This is a genomic window from Lentzea sp. NBRC 102530 (assembly GCF_030269365.1).
Lineage (GTDB): Bacteria > Actinomycetota > Actinomycetes > Mycobacteriales > Pseudonocardiaceae > Lentzea.
This window is the reverse complement of sequence record NZ_BSTF01000028.1, coordinates 16,681-32,807: the sequence shown is the minus strand read 5'-3', so window position 1 is coordinate 32,807 and position 16,127 is coordinate 16,681. Positions and strand designations below refer to the sequence as shown.

Sequence of the window (16,127 nt, the reverse complement as noted above, 5' to 3'; positions counted from 1 at the left end):
CCTAGCCCTGCTGGAACAGGCCGGCGAGCCACTTGCCGATGCCCTCGCCCGCGCCGCTGACGGCCAGGCCGACGATGGCTAGCGCGACGAGCACGCCGATCAGTCGCTTCGCGACACCGGCGTTGTCGCCCTTACCGCCACCGAGCCACAGCAACAGCAGCGCGACGATGATCAGAAGCAACGGGATGATGTTCTCGAGGATCCACTGGCGGAACCCGCCGGTGCTCAGCCCCTGGGCCAGCACATCGCTGGCAAGCGTCATGGTGTGCGACATTTGTCCGTCTCTCTCTGTGTCGAGCCCGTTACCCTCGTGGACCGATTCGACGGTCCGGTACCGCTCATCAGGTGTTTTAGAGCCTAAAAGTTAGGCGCTAACCCGCTCAGGGTAGGCGACGCCCACGCTCAGTCTTCGCCGCGTGGCATTGCGTCACATCGGTAGAACTGCGGATCTGACCCACCTATGTCTATCAGACAGAAAGACAGACATCAAGACGGTAGCCCATCTGTCAGGATGGCTATCTGTCTGCTACCGTTCGATCACTTCACCCGGACCCGGACCCCCGCGGGACAGGAGCCATGACCCTTCCAGAGACCTGGCGCATGCCGCCGACCATCGTGCCGATGAACCTCAAGGGAGGCGTCGGCAAGACCGCCGTCGCGGAAGGCCTCGCCGGCGCGCTGCACAAGCACACCGGCCAGCCGGTGCTCATGGCGGACGCCAACACCGAAGGCGGCCTGACCCGCTGGGCCACCGGAGGCCCGCCCCGCCGGTTCGAGAAGAACCTCGGTTCGGCGCTGCTCGGCCACCACCCCGTCCTCGATGCGATCGTCGACCTGGGCAGCCCCGCGGTGGAGCAGGACCAGACCAAGGTGTGGCGCCGCAGCCAGTGGGCCGGCCAGCACCTGATCCCCACGACGACGTGGCCCATCCGGGTCAGCCACATGGCGATGGACGAGAACAGCCTCACCTTCGTGTCGCTGCGCCTGCTCGTCCAGCGCGCGATGCGCGAAGCTGCGGAGCGCGGGATCTTCTACGCCGCCGCCATCGTCGACCCCGGCCACAACGACACCGACGCGACGTTGCTCGCGATGGTCGCCGGGGATCTCATCGTTCCCGTCGTCTGCGCCCGACAGAGCCAGTCCGTCGACCAGCTCGACGCTCTGTTCACCCTGTTCAAGCAGGCACGCAAACACGAAGACCACCGGCACATGAACATGGGCGGAATCATTGTCACCGACCATGACCGCCGCGAGTACATGCCCAACCAGGTTGTACGCGCAGTAGCCAACGCCTACGGCGTTCCCGAGACTCCCGAGAACAAGAACGATCTCTACGCGCGGACCAATGAGCGGTTCTGGGGCGTCACCCCACACCGCGCAGCCGTCGAGCGAGCGATCAACTCGGGACAGACCTACTACACCTACGGAAACGAAATCGAGGGGGTTCCGCAACTGTTCGACTCGATCGTGCGCGACCGGATCCTCGGAACCCGATAAGAAAGGCACAACTCCCGTGGCAACCAACAAGAACCAGAACGAAGTCAAGCCGCCCGTTGGTGGCTACAACCCGTTCGAGCAGTCGGGTGAAGAAGAAACCACGACCGAGGAGACCAAGTCTCAGGAGTCTACGAAGAAGACGCCCGAGCCGAAGAAGTCCGGGTCCGCAGGTCGAGGTGGAGCAAAGAAGAAGCTGCTCGAATCTGACGCTCGCTTCCTCGATGACGAGCGTTACGCCGGAAACCGGAAGAACTTCTCGACGAAGCTCTCTCCCGAGCTCGAGGCCAAGCTCCAGGGCATCGCGACGCTCTCGAAGATGACCGGTCAGCCCGCTGGCCTGAACTCCGTCGTAGCCGTGGTTCACGAGGCGGTCGCACGCTTCGTGGAGACGGTCGAGTACCAGGACAAGCTGCAGATCCCGAAAATGCACGGGCGCTGAAAATCGCGCGCCTGCAGGCCGGATTCAAGCCATGTTGGAGGGGAGCCGCTAAGCGCTCCCCGGCGGGGCAGGGGCGGGACGATTGTCCTAAGCCTTGGACTCCGTCCTGGCGGCACAGCCAATCGTAACGTACCTGTCAAGTCGGAATGTTCGGACAAAAGCGACAAAAAGTCGCAGGAGGTGGAGGGGACGTGACACGAGCGACAAGGAGCGGTCCGGCTGCGGCCCCACCGCCGAACAACGGCGGACAGTTCGAGAGCCATCAGCAGACCGCGCGGCACCAATCCGTGATGGGGCGGGCACGCCGGCTGCTGACGATGCTGGCCGGCCTGGGCACCCTGCTCGCGTGGGGGCTGCCCCTGCTGGAGGGCATGCTCGGGTCGAGCACGATGCCGGCCTTGAGGACCGCGTTCACCGCGGCCGCCGGATTCGGCAAGGTCCTCGAGCCATGGGCTATCGGCCTGCTCGTCGCAGCGCTGCTGGCTCAGGTCGTCGCGCTGTGGGCGTGGCGGCAGCGTCGGCGCCTGGTTGACCAGGTTGCCCAGCTGCTCAAGATCAAGGTGATCCGCGGCGCCGCGACCGTGCGGGTCGGCCTGCGAGCTCCACGCGGCGGCACAGTGCCCGTGCCCACGGGGTACGTCGCCACCACTGAGCAGTTGCACGAGGCGGCCAAAGCTCTGACCCGCAAGTGGGGTAAGCCTTACGAAATCACCCACGACGAACGCCGCGACCGGCTGCGCGTGCGCCGCGTGAAGCGCGATCCCACGATCGAGGAGATCGAGCCCGAGAGCTACATCGACGCGGTCCACGAGCGACTTGCCCAGGTTCGCGACGAGCTGCCACTGAGCGTGACCGACATCAAGGCGTGGCGCCACACGTACGAAGACGGGACACCGGACCGATGCGTGTACGAAATCCACTACACCGCGACACCGAACGCGACCGTGGAATCGTGGCAGCAGCGTGTGGGTAACGCGATCTTGGCATTGGTCGGAGAGCCAGACGGAAGACAGCTTGAGATCACCTGGCTCGTGCAGTCGGACGTGGTGCGCCTGACAGAGAAAGAGCACTACGCCGACGAGGTACATGAGCGCCTGGACGCGACCAAAGACGCGTGGCCGATTCGAGTTATCAGCATGGATCCGGTGCCGGAGACGATGTTCGACGGCACCCCGACGACGAGCTTCAAAGTCAAGTACCAGCCGAGTTCGGACAGCACCAAGGCCGCGTGGCAACGCGTTGCTGGTGAGGCGATCGCCGGACTGGTCGGTGAGACTCCATCAGGTACGCGACTTGTGAGCAGCTGGGAGCCCAGCAGAGACACGATGTGGCTGCGCGAGGTCCCCGTCCTGCCCAGGTTCCTGAACCATCCGGTGATCGAGGACTACAGCGACTTTCTCAAGGAGAGCCCCGGCCAGATCCTGCTGCCGTTCGGTCTGACCGATCTTGGTACGCCCGCAGTGTGGAACGTGTCACCGTCCTGCGGCACTCCGCACGCACTCCTCGCCGGTGGAACCGGCAAGGGCAAAACCAGCACCGAACGCACGCTGATCGTGTCCGGCCTGCGACGCAACATTCCCATGTTCCTGATCGACCCGAAGACCTTCGAGCTGATCGAGTACGTAGACACACCTGGCGTGTTCACCGTCGCGAGCACTCCTGATCACGTGGCTGGTTTCATCGAGTGCCTCGACAAGGAAACGGTCACTCGCGAGAGGGCGATCGCTCGAAACCAGCTGGACAAGAACAACGTCAACGAGGTGCCGCTGTTCTGCATCGTCATCGACGAGTTCATGGTTCTCAGCGCGCTGCTGACCCAGTGGACCCGCGAGCAGAACGCCGGTTTGTCCAACTTCGATGGCGGCCGTACCCGAAACCCGATCGAGCTGCTCAAGCTGCTGATCGTGCGCATCCGCGCCATCGGCGGGCGAATCCTGATCGTGACCCAGCGGCCCGACGCGAAGCAGTGGGGAGATGGCGCGGCCCGCGACAGCCTGTCGATGCGCCTGGCCATGTCCCGCATGTCTCGCGAGGGCGACGACATGATGTTCGACGGCGCGGGCAGCACCCAGCATCTCGACGAATCGATCCCCGGTCGCGGCATGGCCAAAATGCTCACTGGTGATGTGCACGAGGCGCAGGTTTGGTGGACGCCGTCGATGGAACAGCGTCAGAAGAGCCGGGACAAGATGTCACCAGCCGATCGCGCCCTGGCTGACTCGCTGCGTCCGAACTGGAAGTTCGACCACGGCCTGTTCGTGCCAGCGAACGAGGCCGAGCCCCTGCTGCGCCGGCCAGATGTGCTCGAAGGTCAGGCACCGCCGTCGAACTCGCACTACAGCGCGATCATCAACGCGGCGGACACACGGTACGTACGTGAGCTCCGGCCCGGAATGCCGATCATCGTCGACGTGGACGGCGAGCTGGTGCCCGCTCTGCTCATCAACATCGAGGAAGATGGCCCGACCTGGGACCTCGAGGTGCGCGTCGAGGGGGAACGCACCAACCGGATCATTGGCTACGACCGCGACGACACGGTCGCCATCCCTGCCCAAGACCCTGAATAGCAGGTTGACCTGCGAAAAGGTGAAAAGCCCCCGGCCGGTGATTGAGCCACCGACCGGGGTGGACACGAGAAACGGAGATTCATGTCCAGCCAGAACGATACGGCGCGGCCAACCGCGCCGATCCCCGAAGTCGATCAACAGGCCGTGAGCTACGGCCTGTTCACCCGGTTGCGCCGCGGCCGCCTCGCAGCGGCGCGCGAGCAGCTGGAGTTCGAGCGGGCCGAGCTCCAGTTCCAGCAGGAGCGCGACGCCTACGCCGCACAGAGCGCCCAGAGGCCCGCAAAGGGCCCTGAGAGCGCCGCTGACGCGCCCAACGAGCAGGGGGTGCGCTGGACGTTCTGGCGCGGCCTCTCGCTCGCCGTGCTGGTCCCAGGCACGCTCGCGTTCGGCCTGTTCATGGCCCTGGTCGTCATCGGCCTGCAGGTCGGCTTCTGGACCGGCTTCCTGCCCGAGTCCCTGCAGCGCATCGACCTCAAGCTGCTCAACGACCTCACGCTCGACATGCCCCAGTTCATCCCGATCGCCATCGAGGGCGGCGCCTGGATCTTCACGGCCCTGGCCGTGGTGATGGTCCTGTTCGGCCGCGACCCGCGCCGGTACGTGCAGTACATGTGGCTGCTGAGCACCTTCGCGGCCGTCATCAACACCAGCCACAACAGCACCATCGGCCAGCCGCCCGGCGAAAACGACTGGTGGACCGGCGGCTTCACCGGCGCCCTGTCGCTGCTCGGCCCGTTCATCGTCCACAGCCTCGTCGTGGCGATCACGGAGATCGTCAAGGGCACGACCATCGGCAAGTCCCTGCTCGCGGGCGTGGTCGGCACCGCCAGCCCGATGCAGCTGGTCCTCAACGCCGTCTTCGGCGTGCTGCTCTGGGTGCTTGACCTGATCGTTCATCCGGTCATTTCCGTGCGTGCGATCGGAATCTGGCGCGGCGTTAGCCACTTCAGCTACCGCGATGCCTGGAAGTACGCTGCGCGCCCCTACTACGTGGGTCTGCACAAGACCTACCGCGACCGAATCCAGAAAAAGAGTGACGCTGACACAAACAATGGCGTGACGGTCTGGAACGCCGAGCGTGACGAGCGTGACGAGCACCGTGACGGTGTCGTTCCGCCACCTCGTCCGGACAGCACCCTGCCGCCACCGGACGGGCTTCGTCACGGAGGCGTGATCACGGCTGAGCGTGACGGTCGTGATGAGCGTGACGTCGAGCGTGACGACCTCGACGCTCTGGCACGCCGTGACCTCGAAAACGACATCGAGCAGATGGCAAGCGTGACTGATCTCCAGCTGCGCGAGGTGTTCCAGCTCGACGGAACGTTCCAAGACGAGCAGTCCGGGAACGCCAAGCGTGCCGAGCGTGACGGCGAGCGTGACAAGAAGCGTGACAGCTCTCTGAACAGCCGTGACACGGTGAACGGCGAGGTACCCGGCAGCGGCGAGTCCGCAGCCGAAACCACCAGCGAGCGTCGCGCCAGCGACATCGTCGTCTACCACTGGTGGAAGCTGAAGAACGCTGGAACGGACCCGTCACGCCTCAACAAGGCGGACGTGGCACGCGAGCTCAAGGTCAGCCGTTCTCTGGTGTCCAAGGTCTTCAAGGCCTGTGCCAAGGGGGAGCACCCGGACATCACCAAGGTCTGATGCGTTCCGTGCCGTTCCAGCGTTCGTCACGTTGGAACGGCACGCCGCTGCACAGCACCGTGACGCACCTGCGCAGCAAGATCAACAGAAGGCCAGAAAAATAATTTGAAAAGTGCCTGTCACGCACGTGGAACGCTCCGTCACGCTCAATACTATGAAGTGTGACGGAGCGTTTCCTTTTGAAGCGCGACACGATCGGAAAGTGGCAGAAAAATGGACGAGAACAGTGCTGGAGTGTTGATTCGAGTGGAGCCCGGCAGTACCTCTTGCCAGGCGCCTTTCGGAATCTGCCCCGAACACGGCCGGTTTCTGCGCTCCCGGAGCACCTCGGGCGGTCAGAAGATGACCTGGTGCAGGGCGCTCGGCTGCGAACGCGTCTGGCCGTACGACCACGACGACACGCCGTGCTCCGAACAGGCCTGGGCCGTACTGACGGACACCACTGGCCATGAGCGGGCCTACTGCGAGATGCACACCCGCGACGCCGACATGCGCATCCGCCCCACCCCGCCCGCAATCCGAAGGCTCGACGGCCTTCCCTACGTCGGCGCCCCGTACGTCGAAGGCGTTGCCTTCCCGCCGGGGCTCCATCCCGCGTGAGCGCGCGGCTGTCGCGCCGGCGGCTGCTCCGCGAATCGAGCACCGCCTGACCGGGTGACAGCTAATAAGACAGACCTCTGTCTGTCTGACTGTCTGTGCTAGGGTGTGCTGGTCAACACCTCTACCAGCAACATCGTGTTTCGAAGGGGGCTGTCGTGGCGACAGTGCGCAGTGTGATCACGCTCGACAAGGAAGAGGCGGATGTCCTCTACAAGGCGCTGCACTCCGACGGGGCCAAGGGCATCCTCGACGAGATCCGCGCCGCCCTGAGCGCGCCTCTGGCGATTCCGCCGACCGGCGAGCAGAAGCGCGCGACCTCGTTGACCACCCGCGTGCGCGCGGGCCTGGAGATCACCGAGGAGACCACGGCGCAGATCCGCAAGGCCGTCAAGGAGCGCCAGGAGCTGCTGGAGATGCTCGCGCAGGTCGTCGAGCAGGTGAAGGCGTCGAACGCCGATGACGAGGCTGCGGGGGAGCAGGAGTCGGAAGTCGCCAAGCTGCTCAAGGCCCACGCTGCCGCGGTCGACACCTTGGACAAGATCAGTCAGCAGATCAAGGAGTTCGCCGGGGCCCAGCAGTAGCCGCGGCCCGCGCCGCGCACTGTCAGACCACCCTGGTAGACCCCTGGAAACGCTCCGGGGAGAGCCGACGCAACCGGCTCTCCCCGGACCAGCAGAGCATCAACAGGAGATGTGTCGATGCCACCCAAGCCTAAGCGCACCAAGCCGGACCGGCGTGCCGTGGCCGTCGTCGGCCCCGGCTGGGTCCAGGTCCGCTCGGACCGCACCCCCAACCAGTTCGACCGGCGCGCCTTCAACGTCACCACCGCCCTGGACATCCTGCGAATCGTCGAGGCGGTCCCTCTTGGCCATCCCAACTCCGCCGTGCAGGTGTGGGTGCTTGCAGAGCACGTCACCGCCCTGGGCCTGGAGTTCCGGCCCGACCCCAACCAGTCCCACAAGCACCAGCGCGCCGACGTCGAGCGCCAGCTGGCCAAGGCCGGCAAGCCGTTCCTGGCCAGCGCCATCGACGCCGGTTGGACGCTGCAGGGCAACGGCCTGGGCGCCCGCGCCACGTTCTCCCGCACCGACGTCGACGGCAAGATGCGCTCGGTCGCGATCGTCCTGGAGCCCTACCAGTGGCTGCTCGACGGCAAAGGTGCCGGCGTCACCGGCCAGGACGGCACCGTGACCGAGCTCGACCTCGACCCCGTGCGCCGCGCCGCGCAGATCATCGAGCGAATCGAGGTCGTCGACGAGCTGCTCGACGTCCTGCCCCTGGCCACGCCCGCGCTGGCCGCCACGAAGCTTCTGGACCGCGACCAGGTCATCGCCCGCGCCGCCCGCAAGCGCGGCGCCCCAATGATCGACGCCAAGGGCCGCAAGCTGCACCGACCCATCGACGAGGCCGGTGTCATCCCCAAGCTCGACGGCCGCGCCGGCATCGGCAGCAACGACGTCTTCCCCGCGACGAACTGGTGGCGCCAGCCCACCAAGGCCGAGATCGAGAACGCCACCTGGGCCATCCAGCTCGACCAGCGCTGGGCCTACCCCTACGCCGTCAACGAACTGTGGCTGGGCTACGGCACCCCTCGCTGGGTCGACGGCGAGGAAGCCCAGAAGCTCGCCTGGAAACTCGCCACCGACGCCGACCGCCAGGTCTTCGCGCTGTGGCGCGCACAGCCCCCGACCTGGGACGAGAAGCACATCTTCCCGCCCCACCCGGACTTCACCAACGCCAACGGCGTGCTGGCCTGGCTGTTCCCGCCCACCCTCAAGATCCTCACCGGCGACCCGGACAACTTCGGCGGCGGCTACACCATCGAGCACCTCAACATCAGCGGCGCCTGGGTCTGGCCCGAGAGCGGCCAGATGCTCCAGCGCCTCTACAAGAGCGCGAAGAAGTGCTGGGACCACCTCAACGACCCGGCAAACGACAATCCCGCGCTCAAGGCCTGGCTGGAGAGCTTCGGCAAGAACAGCGTGCGCGCCGCGATCGGCCGCCACGCCTCGAAGTTCGCCCAGGACGACGCCGACCCCGACAAGCGCGACCGGCCGAAGCCCTGGCGCTACCAGCCGATCTGGTGGCCCGCCGCCACCGCGGCCACAACGGCGCGGTTGTGGTGGCAGGCCCAGCGCATCCGCGCCAAGCACTACGTCTGGCCGATCCAGGCCGCGACCGACTCGCTGACCTACCTCGTCGACGACGAGCAACTCGCCGCCCTCGAGGACGCCGACGACAAACGCCTGGGCATTCTCAAGGTCGACAAGGTGCAGCCGTTCATGCCCGACGTCGCCGACGAGCTCCGCGAGCGGCTCTCTGAACTGCGGGGGAGCAGCCCCAACCGGATTCTCTGGCCGCCGGAGGCCAAGGGCCAGGCCGACGCCGCGGACCAGGACAGCGACCAGGACTACGAGCTCGACGAGACGGACGAGGAGGTGGAGTGATGCCGCAGTTCAAGCCCGTGCAGAAAGCCGACCCGACCATCATCGCCAACCAGAAGCGCGAGGTGGTCCGCAACGGCGTGCACACCGGCGCCGACCACCTCAGCGTGACGGCAATGATCCAGCGACTCGGCACCGACGAAGTCCGGCGCATCGCCGCCGAGCTCGGCCTCGCCCGCTCCGCCCGCTCCGTTCGCCGGTGGCGCTACGAGGGCCGCGTGCCCCACTCGCTCATCTCCGAGATGGTCAAGCGCGTCGACCAGATCGACCGCATGGGCGGAACCGAAGCCGCGGCCGAAGAGATCGGCGTCCCGGTCGAGGCCGTGGAAGCGTGGACGACCAGCCCGGATGCCGAACTTCCGGAACCGGCCACCGAAGCGGTCACCCACCACGACCGGGCCGAGTCCCGCACCCGCGCTGGCATTCCCGTCGACCGGACCGGACGACCGACCCGCACACCGCGGCTCGTGATCAGCGGCCACGCCAGCGTCAAGGGCGAGAGCAGCTCTGACGACGACGAACGCGACCGCTCCGTCAACGTCACCATCGACGAGGACCTCGCCGACAGCATCCTCACCGCCACCGAGTCCGGCGACCTCGACAGCGCCCTGCAGGCCGCAGAGGAGTACCTGAGCACTGAACACGCCGGATGCAGCGGCTACGGCGAAGACTTCGGCTGGCACTGGGAATCGCTCGACGCCTTCGAACTCAAGTGGGACTGACAGACAGACAGGAAGAGTGATGTCCGACAAGATGCCTGCTGGTGCGATCGCAGCCGACCCCGTCCTGCCCGAGCTCGCGTTCCTCACAGGCTTTCCGCAGACCGCGGACTACGCCAAAGCGGTCCTCGCCGCCAACGACGGCAGCGCGCGGCGGATCAACGGCGTCGTGGCCGAGCTCTACGGGACGTGGTGCCAGCACGGACACCACCTCACCGTCGTGGACCCGGCCGACACCAGCGACCACCCCAGGACGATTCCAGCCGATCCATGGCCCTGCACCGAAGGCTGCACAGTCGAATCCCTCGAGGCCGAGCTGGAAGCCGAGAGAATCGCCTACGAGGAAGAGCGCGAAGCGGAGTACCGGAATCTGATGAGCGGGTGCCTCCACGAGCCCTGAATCGCGCCGACTGGCACGCTCAACCGGTGACCACTTCTTTCGACCAGGAGAACACGCGCGAAGCGGCGTTCATCGCCCTGCGCAACTGGGCTCAGCACGATGACCAGGCACAAACCCAGCGGTCCTCCCTAATGGCTATCGCATGGCGCGCGGCCGCGCAGGACGCGAAACAGCTCGCCGCGGCCGCGAACGTGCCTCTCCACGTCGTCTTCGAGGATCTTCGTCGGCACGGCATCAAGCCCGACGCCGAGCCGCTGGCGGTCGCGGCCGCGCACGTGCAGGAGATCCTCGACGTCGTCGCCAGCTTGCTTGCCCCGGCGCACCTTCAGGACCCTGCCGAGGTGCAGCGCCGCACCGTACTGCTGGGCAAGATCGCTGCCAGTGCTTCAGCCATCGGCCGTGCCGTGCAGCAGGTCCAGCACGAGAGCTGACAGCCGCCGATCTTCTGGCATCGAGCTGCGCGCCGGCGTCGTCCAGGTTCTCGACCAGCAGCGCGTCGCTGAGGCGCGCACCTGGTCGAGATCTGCACTCCCGGACAGGCCTGCGTTGAACTGCCATGATCGTCAGATGGACCTCGATCCCACTTCGCGTCTGGTCAAGCTGATCTCACTCGTCGCTTTTACCGAGGAGAACACGTGCGGGCTACGGAAGATTTTTTCCAGTGCTCCTGAGCTGTCCGAGGACCTGGGAGTGATGGCCCACCAGATGTGCATGTACTACGCGGGCGCGGTCCGGTACATGCAGACGCGGGAGGGCCACGAAAACAAGCGGGACTACCAGGAACTTGCGGAATTCACATTGCCGTTCGTGACCAACGCTGATGCCGACGCGGAGGAATTGGTCGGCAAGATCGTGATGTCGTCTCTGCGTTTGCTGGACGGAACCGTGGCCCGCGTCATCGGACGCAAATGGCTCGACGAGGTTCTGGGAGCGTGCTGGGACTGCAAGTTGGCGGCCTCGCCGGACATCTACGGCAAGGACAGCTGATGGCATTCACCGCTCTCGCAGAACGCGTTTGAGCTGGTCGTGCAGCCGAGTCGGCGAAACCGCAGCCGACTCGGCGACTGAGGGTGCATAGTAGGCAGGTCCCGCACCCGGTCTTGGGTGTTTGCGCCCCTCGTCAGTCCGCGCCCTTCGGGCTGTCCCGAAACGAGGGCGTGAAGATGACCATGCAGTTGGCGCCGGAGCTCTCCCCTGCCACTTCCTGCTGCGGCGTTGCCGATGCCGGCCGACTCGAGCTCGCCGATGCTGCGGCGTCAGCGGCGATCCGGGGGCCGGTCAAGGCCGGTCCTACTCTTGCCTCCGAGGCTGCGAGGCTGACGCGCGGTCTTCGTGGAACGAGGTCGTTCACGAGGTCGCTGGGCGCCTACCTGGGCACACCACTGCGACGTCAGCCGCGGCTGGAGGACTGCCGCCGGCCGGTCTCCACCAGCGACGCCGTGTTCCTCGACGTCGACCCCGGCGACCCCGCCCTCTACCGGGAGGGCTGGCTGGTGCCCCGGATCGCGGGCCCCGCGTTCTACGCCGCGGCGATCTCCGCGCTCGTGATCGAGCATCGGCTGCCGTTCACCCTGGAGCAGCGCGAGGCACTGCGCGCCGGGGAGATCCCGCTCGGCGAGCTGCTGGAGGACGCCGAGCGGTCGAACCACTTCGCCTACACGATCGCCACCCGCCCGCAGGCGGACTTCCCGGTGATTCATGTGCAGGCCACCCTGCTTCTTGGGGGCGTGCCCGTCGCGCTGGTGCGCGAGACCGTCCTCTGGCGTGTTCTTACACACCGTAACCACGACCGGACGGCGGCCGCGTCCACGACTGCCTGAGCGACGCCAGTTCACGCCTGAGAAATGACCAAAACGGATGCAATCGGGCGGCTGCGCACGGTGACAATTTTGCCAATCCTCCGCCAGGTGTGACCGGAGTGTGAGCGCTACAGGCTTAAATTCCATACCTGAGCAGCCGCGATTACGTAACCTCACCCACGTGACTACTGACAGTGCGCCTACGACTGGGACGAGGCCCGGCAACCTGCCCGCAGCTGACGAAACCAGCTTCGTGGGCCGGCACCACGCTGTCGCCGACACCCTGAGGATGCTCGGGGAGTCACGCCTGGTCACGCTGACCGGAACGGGCGGCGTCGGCAAGACACGCCTGGCACTCCGGATCGCCTCCATGATCGCGGCGAACCCCGCCGAGGACTTCCCAGACGGGGTCTGGGTCGTCTGGCTGACCCCGCTTTCTCAGCCTGAGCAGATCGCCGCCGCCGTGGCCGAGGTGCTGGGGTTGCCGTTCAACTCCTCGGTGGGCGTCAGCTTCGGGGTTCTGCTGGAGAGGCTGAGCAAGCTCAAACTGCTGCTGCTGTTCGACAACTGCGAACGCCTCGCTGACGACGTCGCGGGCCTGGTCCGCCGGGTGTTGCAGGCCGCTCCCGGCGTCCGGATGCTGGCGACCTCCCGGCAGACCTTGCAGGTGCCGGGAGAGCGGGTGCTGGGCGTCTCGCCACTCGACGCCGGCAACGACGACCCCGTGGCCAGCCCTGAGGGCACCCGCTACGAGGCTGTGCAGCTGCTCTATGACCGGGCCCGCGCGGTCGGGATCGAGCTGTGCGAGAGCGACCTGCCCAACGCCAAGCGCCTGTGCCAGCTGCTCGACGGCATCCCACTGGCGATCGAGCTGGCCGCCACACGGCTGCGCACGATGGGGATCAAGGACCTGGTGGACAAGCTGGCCCTGGACGAGCGGTTCTCTTTGCTCGACACCGCCGGCACGCACTACTCCCAGCCGCACCACAGCACGCTGTCCGCGATGATCTCCTGGTCGTATGACCGGTGCTGTCCTGAGCAGCAGCAACTGTGGGAGCGCTTGGCGCTGTTCCCGGCCAGCTTTCGGCTGGAAGTCGCGGAAAAGGCGTGCTCGGACGCCACGATCGCGGCCGAGAACGTCGCCGAGCTGCTGATGTCGCTGGTCGATCAGTCGATGCTGGTCGTGGAGATCCGCGACGGCGCCGCGCGATACCGGATGCTGATGACGATGCGGTCCTTCGCCAAGGCGAAGCTTCGCGAACGCCCCGAGGAAGCCCAGATCAGGTTGAGGTTCGCCGAGCACTACCGGGACTGGGCGGCCGAGCTGTCCAGCGCGGTGCAGTCTCCGCACGAGATCGCCTGGTTGCAGCTGATCAAGGCCGAGATGCCGTCCTTCCTCGCCGCCTCGGACATCTTCCTGGCAGAGGGCAAGGTGCACGACGCCAAGCGGCTGGCTGTGGCGTTGGGACAGTCGCGCTGGGGTTATGCACTGGGACGGCTTCACGAGGCGCGCAGCCTGCTCGAACGCACCCTGGACGCACCGACTGACGAGCCTCACCGGCTGGACATCATGGGGCGCATGCTGCTGATGACCATCGGTGTGTCGCAGGGCGACCACACGATGGCCCGCGCCCGTCTCGACGAGACGATCGAGATCGCGGCACAGCTGGGCAATCCGCCGGACCTGGAGAGCTGGATCCTGTTCGCCAAGGCGCTGATCATGGTCTACGCCGACTCCGACCCCGGCGCGATCGCCGTGCTCGAGCAAGCTCAGCGGCTGTGGCTGGAGAACGCTCCTGACGGCGCGGTGTACCCGGCCCGCTCGTTCGTCCCGATGGCCGCGGTTCTCGTCGGACCGCCGGACCTGGCCTTCCAGGCCTCCGAGGACGACATCGCCCGCGCTTACGGCACCGGTTCCCCCATCGGTCTCAACTGGGCGAAGTGGTGTCGGGGGATCGCCGAGCTCAAGCACGGCTCCGCCTACCGTGCGGTCGATGCGTTCGTGGAAACGCTCGGCAGCCAGATGAGCATCGGCGACATGTGGGGGCCGACGTGGAGCCTCGATGCCCTGGCCTGGGCGTTCGTGGAGGTTGGCCGCTACGAGGCCGCTGCGGTGCTGATGGGCGCCGTGCGCCAGTGGCAGCAGGACACCGTGGGAATCATGGAAGTCGGCATCGTGCACAAGCTGCACTCCCACTGGGAGACCATCGCGCGGGCCCGGCTCGGGATGGTGGACTTCGCGGCCGCGGCCGAGCGCGGCGCGGCCATGAGCCGCCCTCAGGTGCTCGCGTATGCGCAGGAGCAGGCCGCCGTGCAGGACGGCCGGCCGATCATTCCCGGCGGGCTGACCGAGCGGGAGTACGAGATCGCCGGCCTGGTCGCCGCCGCGATGACGACCAAGCAGATCGCCCAGAAGCTCGTGGTTTCCCCTCGCACGGTCGATGCTCATCTGGCGTCCATCCGCAACAAACTCGGACTCGTCGGCGCCGGCAGCAGGGTGGACATCAGCGTGTGGTGGGGACAGCAACAGCAACAGCAATAGCAATAGCCCGGCTACCTGCGAAAACCGCAGAGAACCGGGCTGGTGTCGTGCTCGACTGAGAAAGGGGACGTGCAACGGCATGTCCCCTTCGTCGTGTGGTCAGGCTGGATCGAGGATCACAGGAAGTTCTCGGAAGCCGGACGACACCATGTAGGCGCGTCGGCGTCGGAGCTGTTCGGAGGGGACCGCGCCGACGTAACTTGGGAACCGGCTCAGCAGCTGACGCAGCGCGATCTCGCCTTCGAGCCGGGCCAGCGGGGCGCCGATGCAGTGGTGGATCCCGTGGCCGAACGCGAGGTGGCCCGTGCTGCGGCCCAGCTCGAACTCGTCCGGGCGCTCGAACCGAGCGGGATCACGGTTCGCGCCGCTCAGCGACACGAGCAGGATCTCGTTGGCCGGCACCGTGACGTCGCCGAACGTGACGGGCTCCGCGGTGTAGCGCACCGTGGCGATCGTCAACGGGCTGGTCAGCCGCAGTAACTCCTCCACCGCCTGAGGCATCAGCGACAGGTCGTCCACCAGCCGCCGGCGCGTGTCGTGGTCGCGCAGCAGCCACTCCGCACCGGACCCGATCAAGTTCACGGTCGTCTCGTGGCCGGCCACCACGAGCAGGATGGCCGTCTGCACCAGCTCCGCCTCGGTCAGGCGTTCCTCGTCATCGCTGGCGCGGGTCAGCGCGGAGATCAGGTCGGCGCCCGGCTCGACGCGCTTGCGCTCGACCAGCTCCATGAACAGCGCCGTCATCTGCTGACCGGCCTCGACCGCCGCCTGCTGCGAGGCCTCGCCCATCATCGCCTGCGACCAGTCCCGCATCGGCGCCCGCGACTCCTGCGGCACGCCGAGCAGCTCGCAGATCACCATCATCGGCAGCTGGAAGGCGAACCGCTCGATCAGGTCGACCGGCTCGTGCATTGGCAGCTGGTCGAGTAGCTCGGTCGCGATCTGCTCGACTCGGGGACGCAGCGCTTCCATCCGGCGCTGCGTGAAGTCGCGGGCGAGCAACTTGCGCAGCCTGGTGTGGTCCGGCGGGTCCATGACCAGCATGTTGTTGGCGAAGAACGACGACACCTCGGGATGGCCGCCGCCCTCTTCGAGCTTGCGCACCATGATCTCCGACAGCGGCCCCGAGGCCTTGCGGACCCTCGGGTCGGTCAGGGCGATCCGGGCATGGTCGTAGTCCGTCACGACCCAGACCGCCGCCTTGTTCGGCAGCACCGCCGGGTGCACCGGCCCGAGTGGCCGTAGCGAATTCAGTGTCGGCAGTGGATCACGGAAGTACTCCCTGCTGAACAGCGTGCCTGTTGCTGACACCCCGCGCCTCCATCGGCTCCCGGCCACGCCATCGCGACCAGCCCTTTAGCCCCCACCAATAGGGGTTCTGGGTAGCGTCGATCATTCGTTTCCAAACCCGCATCGGTGAATACACCTAGGCGCCCCACCTAAGCGGATCGAGCGACGGCCACGTGCAGTACC

The 16,127-nt window shown here is 66.5% G+C and carries 15 protein-coding genes; 13 read left to right on the top strand and 2 right to left on the bottom strand.

Features of this window, described 5'->3' with window-relative positions; genetic code table 11:
• Window position 1: 1 nt before the first annotated feature.
• On the bottom strand, window positions 2–262 hold the full coding sequence (locus QSK25_RS42420) for a hypothetical protein (RefSeq protein WP_285647063.1): 261 nt from the start codon (window positions 260–262) through the stop codon (window positions 2–4).
• A 314-nt stretch (window positions 263–576) separates the two neighbouring features.
• On the opposite strand from QSK25_RS42420, the gene QSK25_RS42415 reads away from it, so the two are divergent.
• The 13 genes from QSK25_RS42415 (at window position 577) to QSK25_RS42355 (ending at window position 14,654) form a co-directional block, all read left to right on the top strand.
• Window positions 577–1,497, top strand: a complete 921-nt coding sequence (locus QSK25_RS42415) for a ParA family protein (RefSeq protein WP_285647062.1) — start codon at window positions 577–579, stop codon at window positions 1,495–1,497.
• 16 nt (window positions 1,498–1,513) lie between these two features.
• Window positions 1,514–1,936, top strand: a complete 423-nt coding sequence (locus QSK25_RS42410) for a hypothetical protein (RefSeq protein WP_285647061.1) — start codon at window positions 1,514–1,516, stop codon at window positions 1,934–1,936.
• Window positions 1,937–2,127: 191 nt separating this feature from the next.
• The gene (locus tag QSK25_RS42405) at window positions 2,128–4,503 is read left to right on the top strand and encodes an FtsK/SpoIIIE domain-containing protein (protein ID WP_285647060.1); all 2,376 of its coding nucleotides are present in this window, start codon (window positions 2,128–2,130) and stop codon (window positions 4,501–4,503) included.
• Between the two features lie 81 nt (window positions 4,504–4,584).
• On the top strand, window positions 4,585–6,150 hold the full coding sequence (locus QSK25_RS42400) for a hypothetical protein (RefSeq protein WP_285647059.1): 1,566 nt from the start codon (window positions 4,585–4,587) through the stop codon (window positions 6,148–6,150).
• 213 nt (window positions 6,151–6,363) lie between these two features.
• Complete coding sequence (locus QSK25_RS42395; RefSeq protein WP_285647058.1) at window positions 6,364–6,750, top strand: hypothetical protein; 387 nt, start codon at window positions 6,364–6,366, stop codon at window positions 6,748–6,750.
• 155 nt (window positions 6,751–6,905) lie between these two features.
• The gene (locus tag QSK25_RS42390) at window positions 6,906–7,331 is read left to right on the top strand and encodes a hypothetical protein (RefSeq protein ID WP_285647057.1); all 426 of its coding nucleotides are present in this window, start codon (window positions 6,906–6,908) and stop codon (window positions 7,329–7,331) included.
• Between the two features lie 117 nt (window positions 7,332–7,448).
• Complete coding sequence (locus QSK25_RS42385) at window positions 7,449–9,197, top strand: hypothetical protein (protein WP_285647056.1); 1,749 nt, start codon at window positions 7,449–7,451, stop codon at window positions 9,195–9,197.
• Window positions 9,197–9,916 (top strand): hypothetical protein, encoded by a 720-nt coding sequence (locus tag QSK25_RS42380; protein ID WP_285647055.1) that lies wholly within the window; start codon window positions 9,197–9,199, stop codon window positions 9,914–9,916. Before QSK25_RS42385 ends, QSK25_RS42380 begins: the two co-directional genes overlap by 1 nt.
• Before the next feature lie 19 nt (window positions 9,917–9,935).
• Window positions 9,936–10,313: a hypothetical protein gene (locus QSK25_RS42375; protein ID WP_285647054.1), complete on the top strand. Its 378-nt coding sequence runs from the start codon at window positions 9,936–9,938 to the stop codon at window positions 10,311–10,313.
• A 26-nt stretch (window positions 10,314–10,339) separates the two neighbouring features.
• Window positions 10,340–10,744: a hypothetical protein gene (locus QSK25_RS42370; RefSeq protein ID WP_285647053.1), complete on the top strand. Its 405-nt coding sequence runs from the start codon at window positions 10,340–10,342 to the stop codon at window positions 10,742–10,744.
• 136 nt (window positions 10,745–10,880) lie between these two features.
• Window positions 10,881–11,300, top strand: coding sequence for a hypothetical protein (locus tag QSK25_RS42365; protein ID WP_285647052.1), 420 nt, complete (start codon window positions 10,881–10,883; stop codon window positions 11,298–11,300).
• A gap of 176 nt (window positions 11,301–11,476) precedes the next feature.
• Window positions 11,477–12,133 (top strand): hypothetical protein, encoded by a 657-nt coding sequence (locus QSK25_RS42360; RefSeq protein ID WP_285647051.1) that lies wholly within the window; start codon window positions 11,477–11,479, stop codon window positions 12,131–12,133.
• 160 nt (window positions 12,134–12,293) lie between these two features.
• Complete coding sequence (locus QSK25_RS42355) at window positions 12,294–14,654, top strand: helix-turn-helix transcriptional regulator (protein ID WP_285647050.1); 2,361 nt, start codon at window positions 12,294–12,296, stop codon at window positions 14,652–14,654.
• 99 nt (window positions 14,655–14,753) lie between these two features.
• On the opposite strand, the gene QSK25_RS42350 is transcribed toward QSK25_RS42355, so the two are convergent.
• On the bottom strand, window positions 14,754–15,881 hold the full coding sequence (locus QSK25_RS42350) for a cytochrome P450 family protein (RefSeq protein WP_285647049.1): 1,128 nt from the start codon (window positions 15,879–15,881) through the stop codon (window positions 14,754–14,756).
• Window positions 15,882–16,127 lie beyond the last annotated feature (246 nt).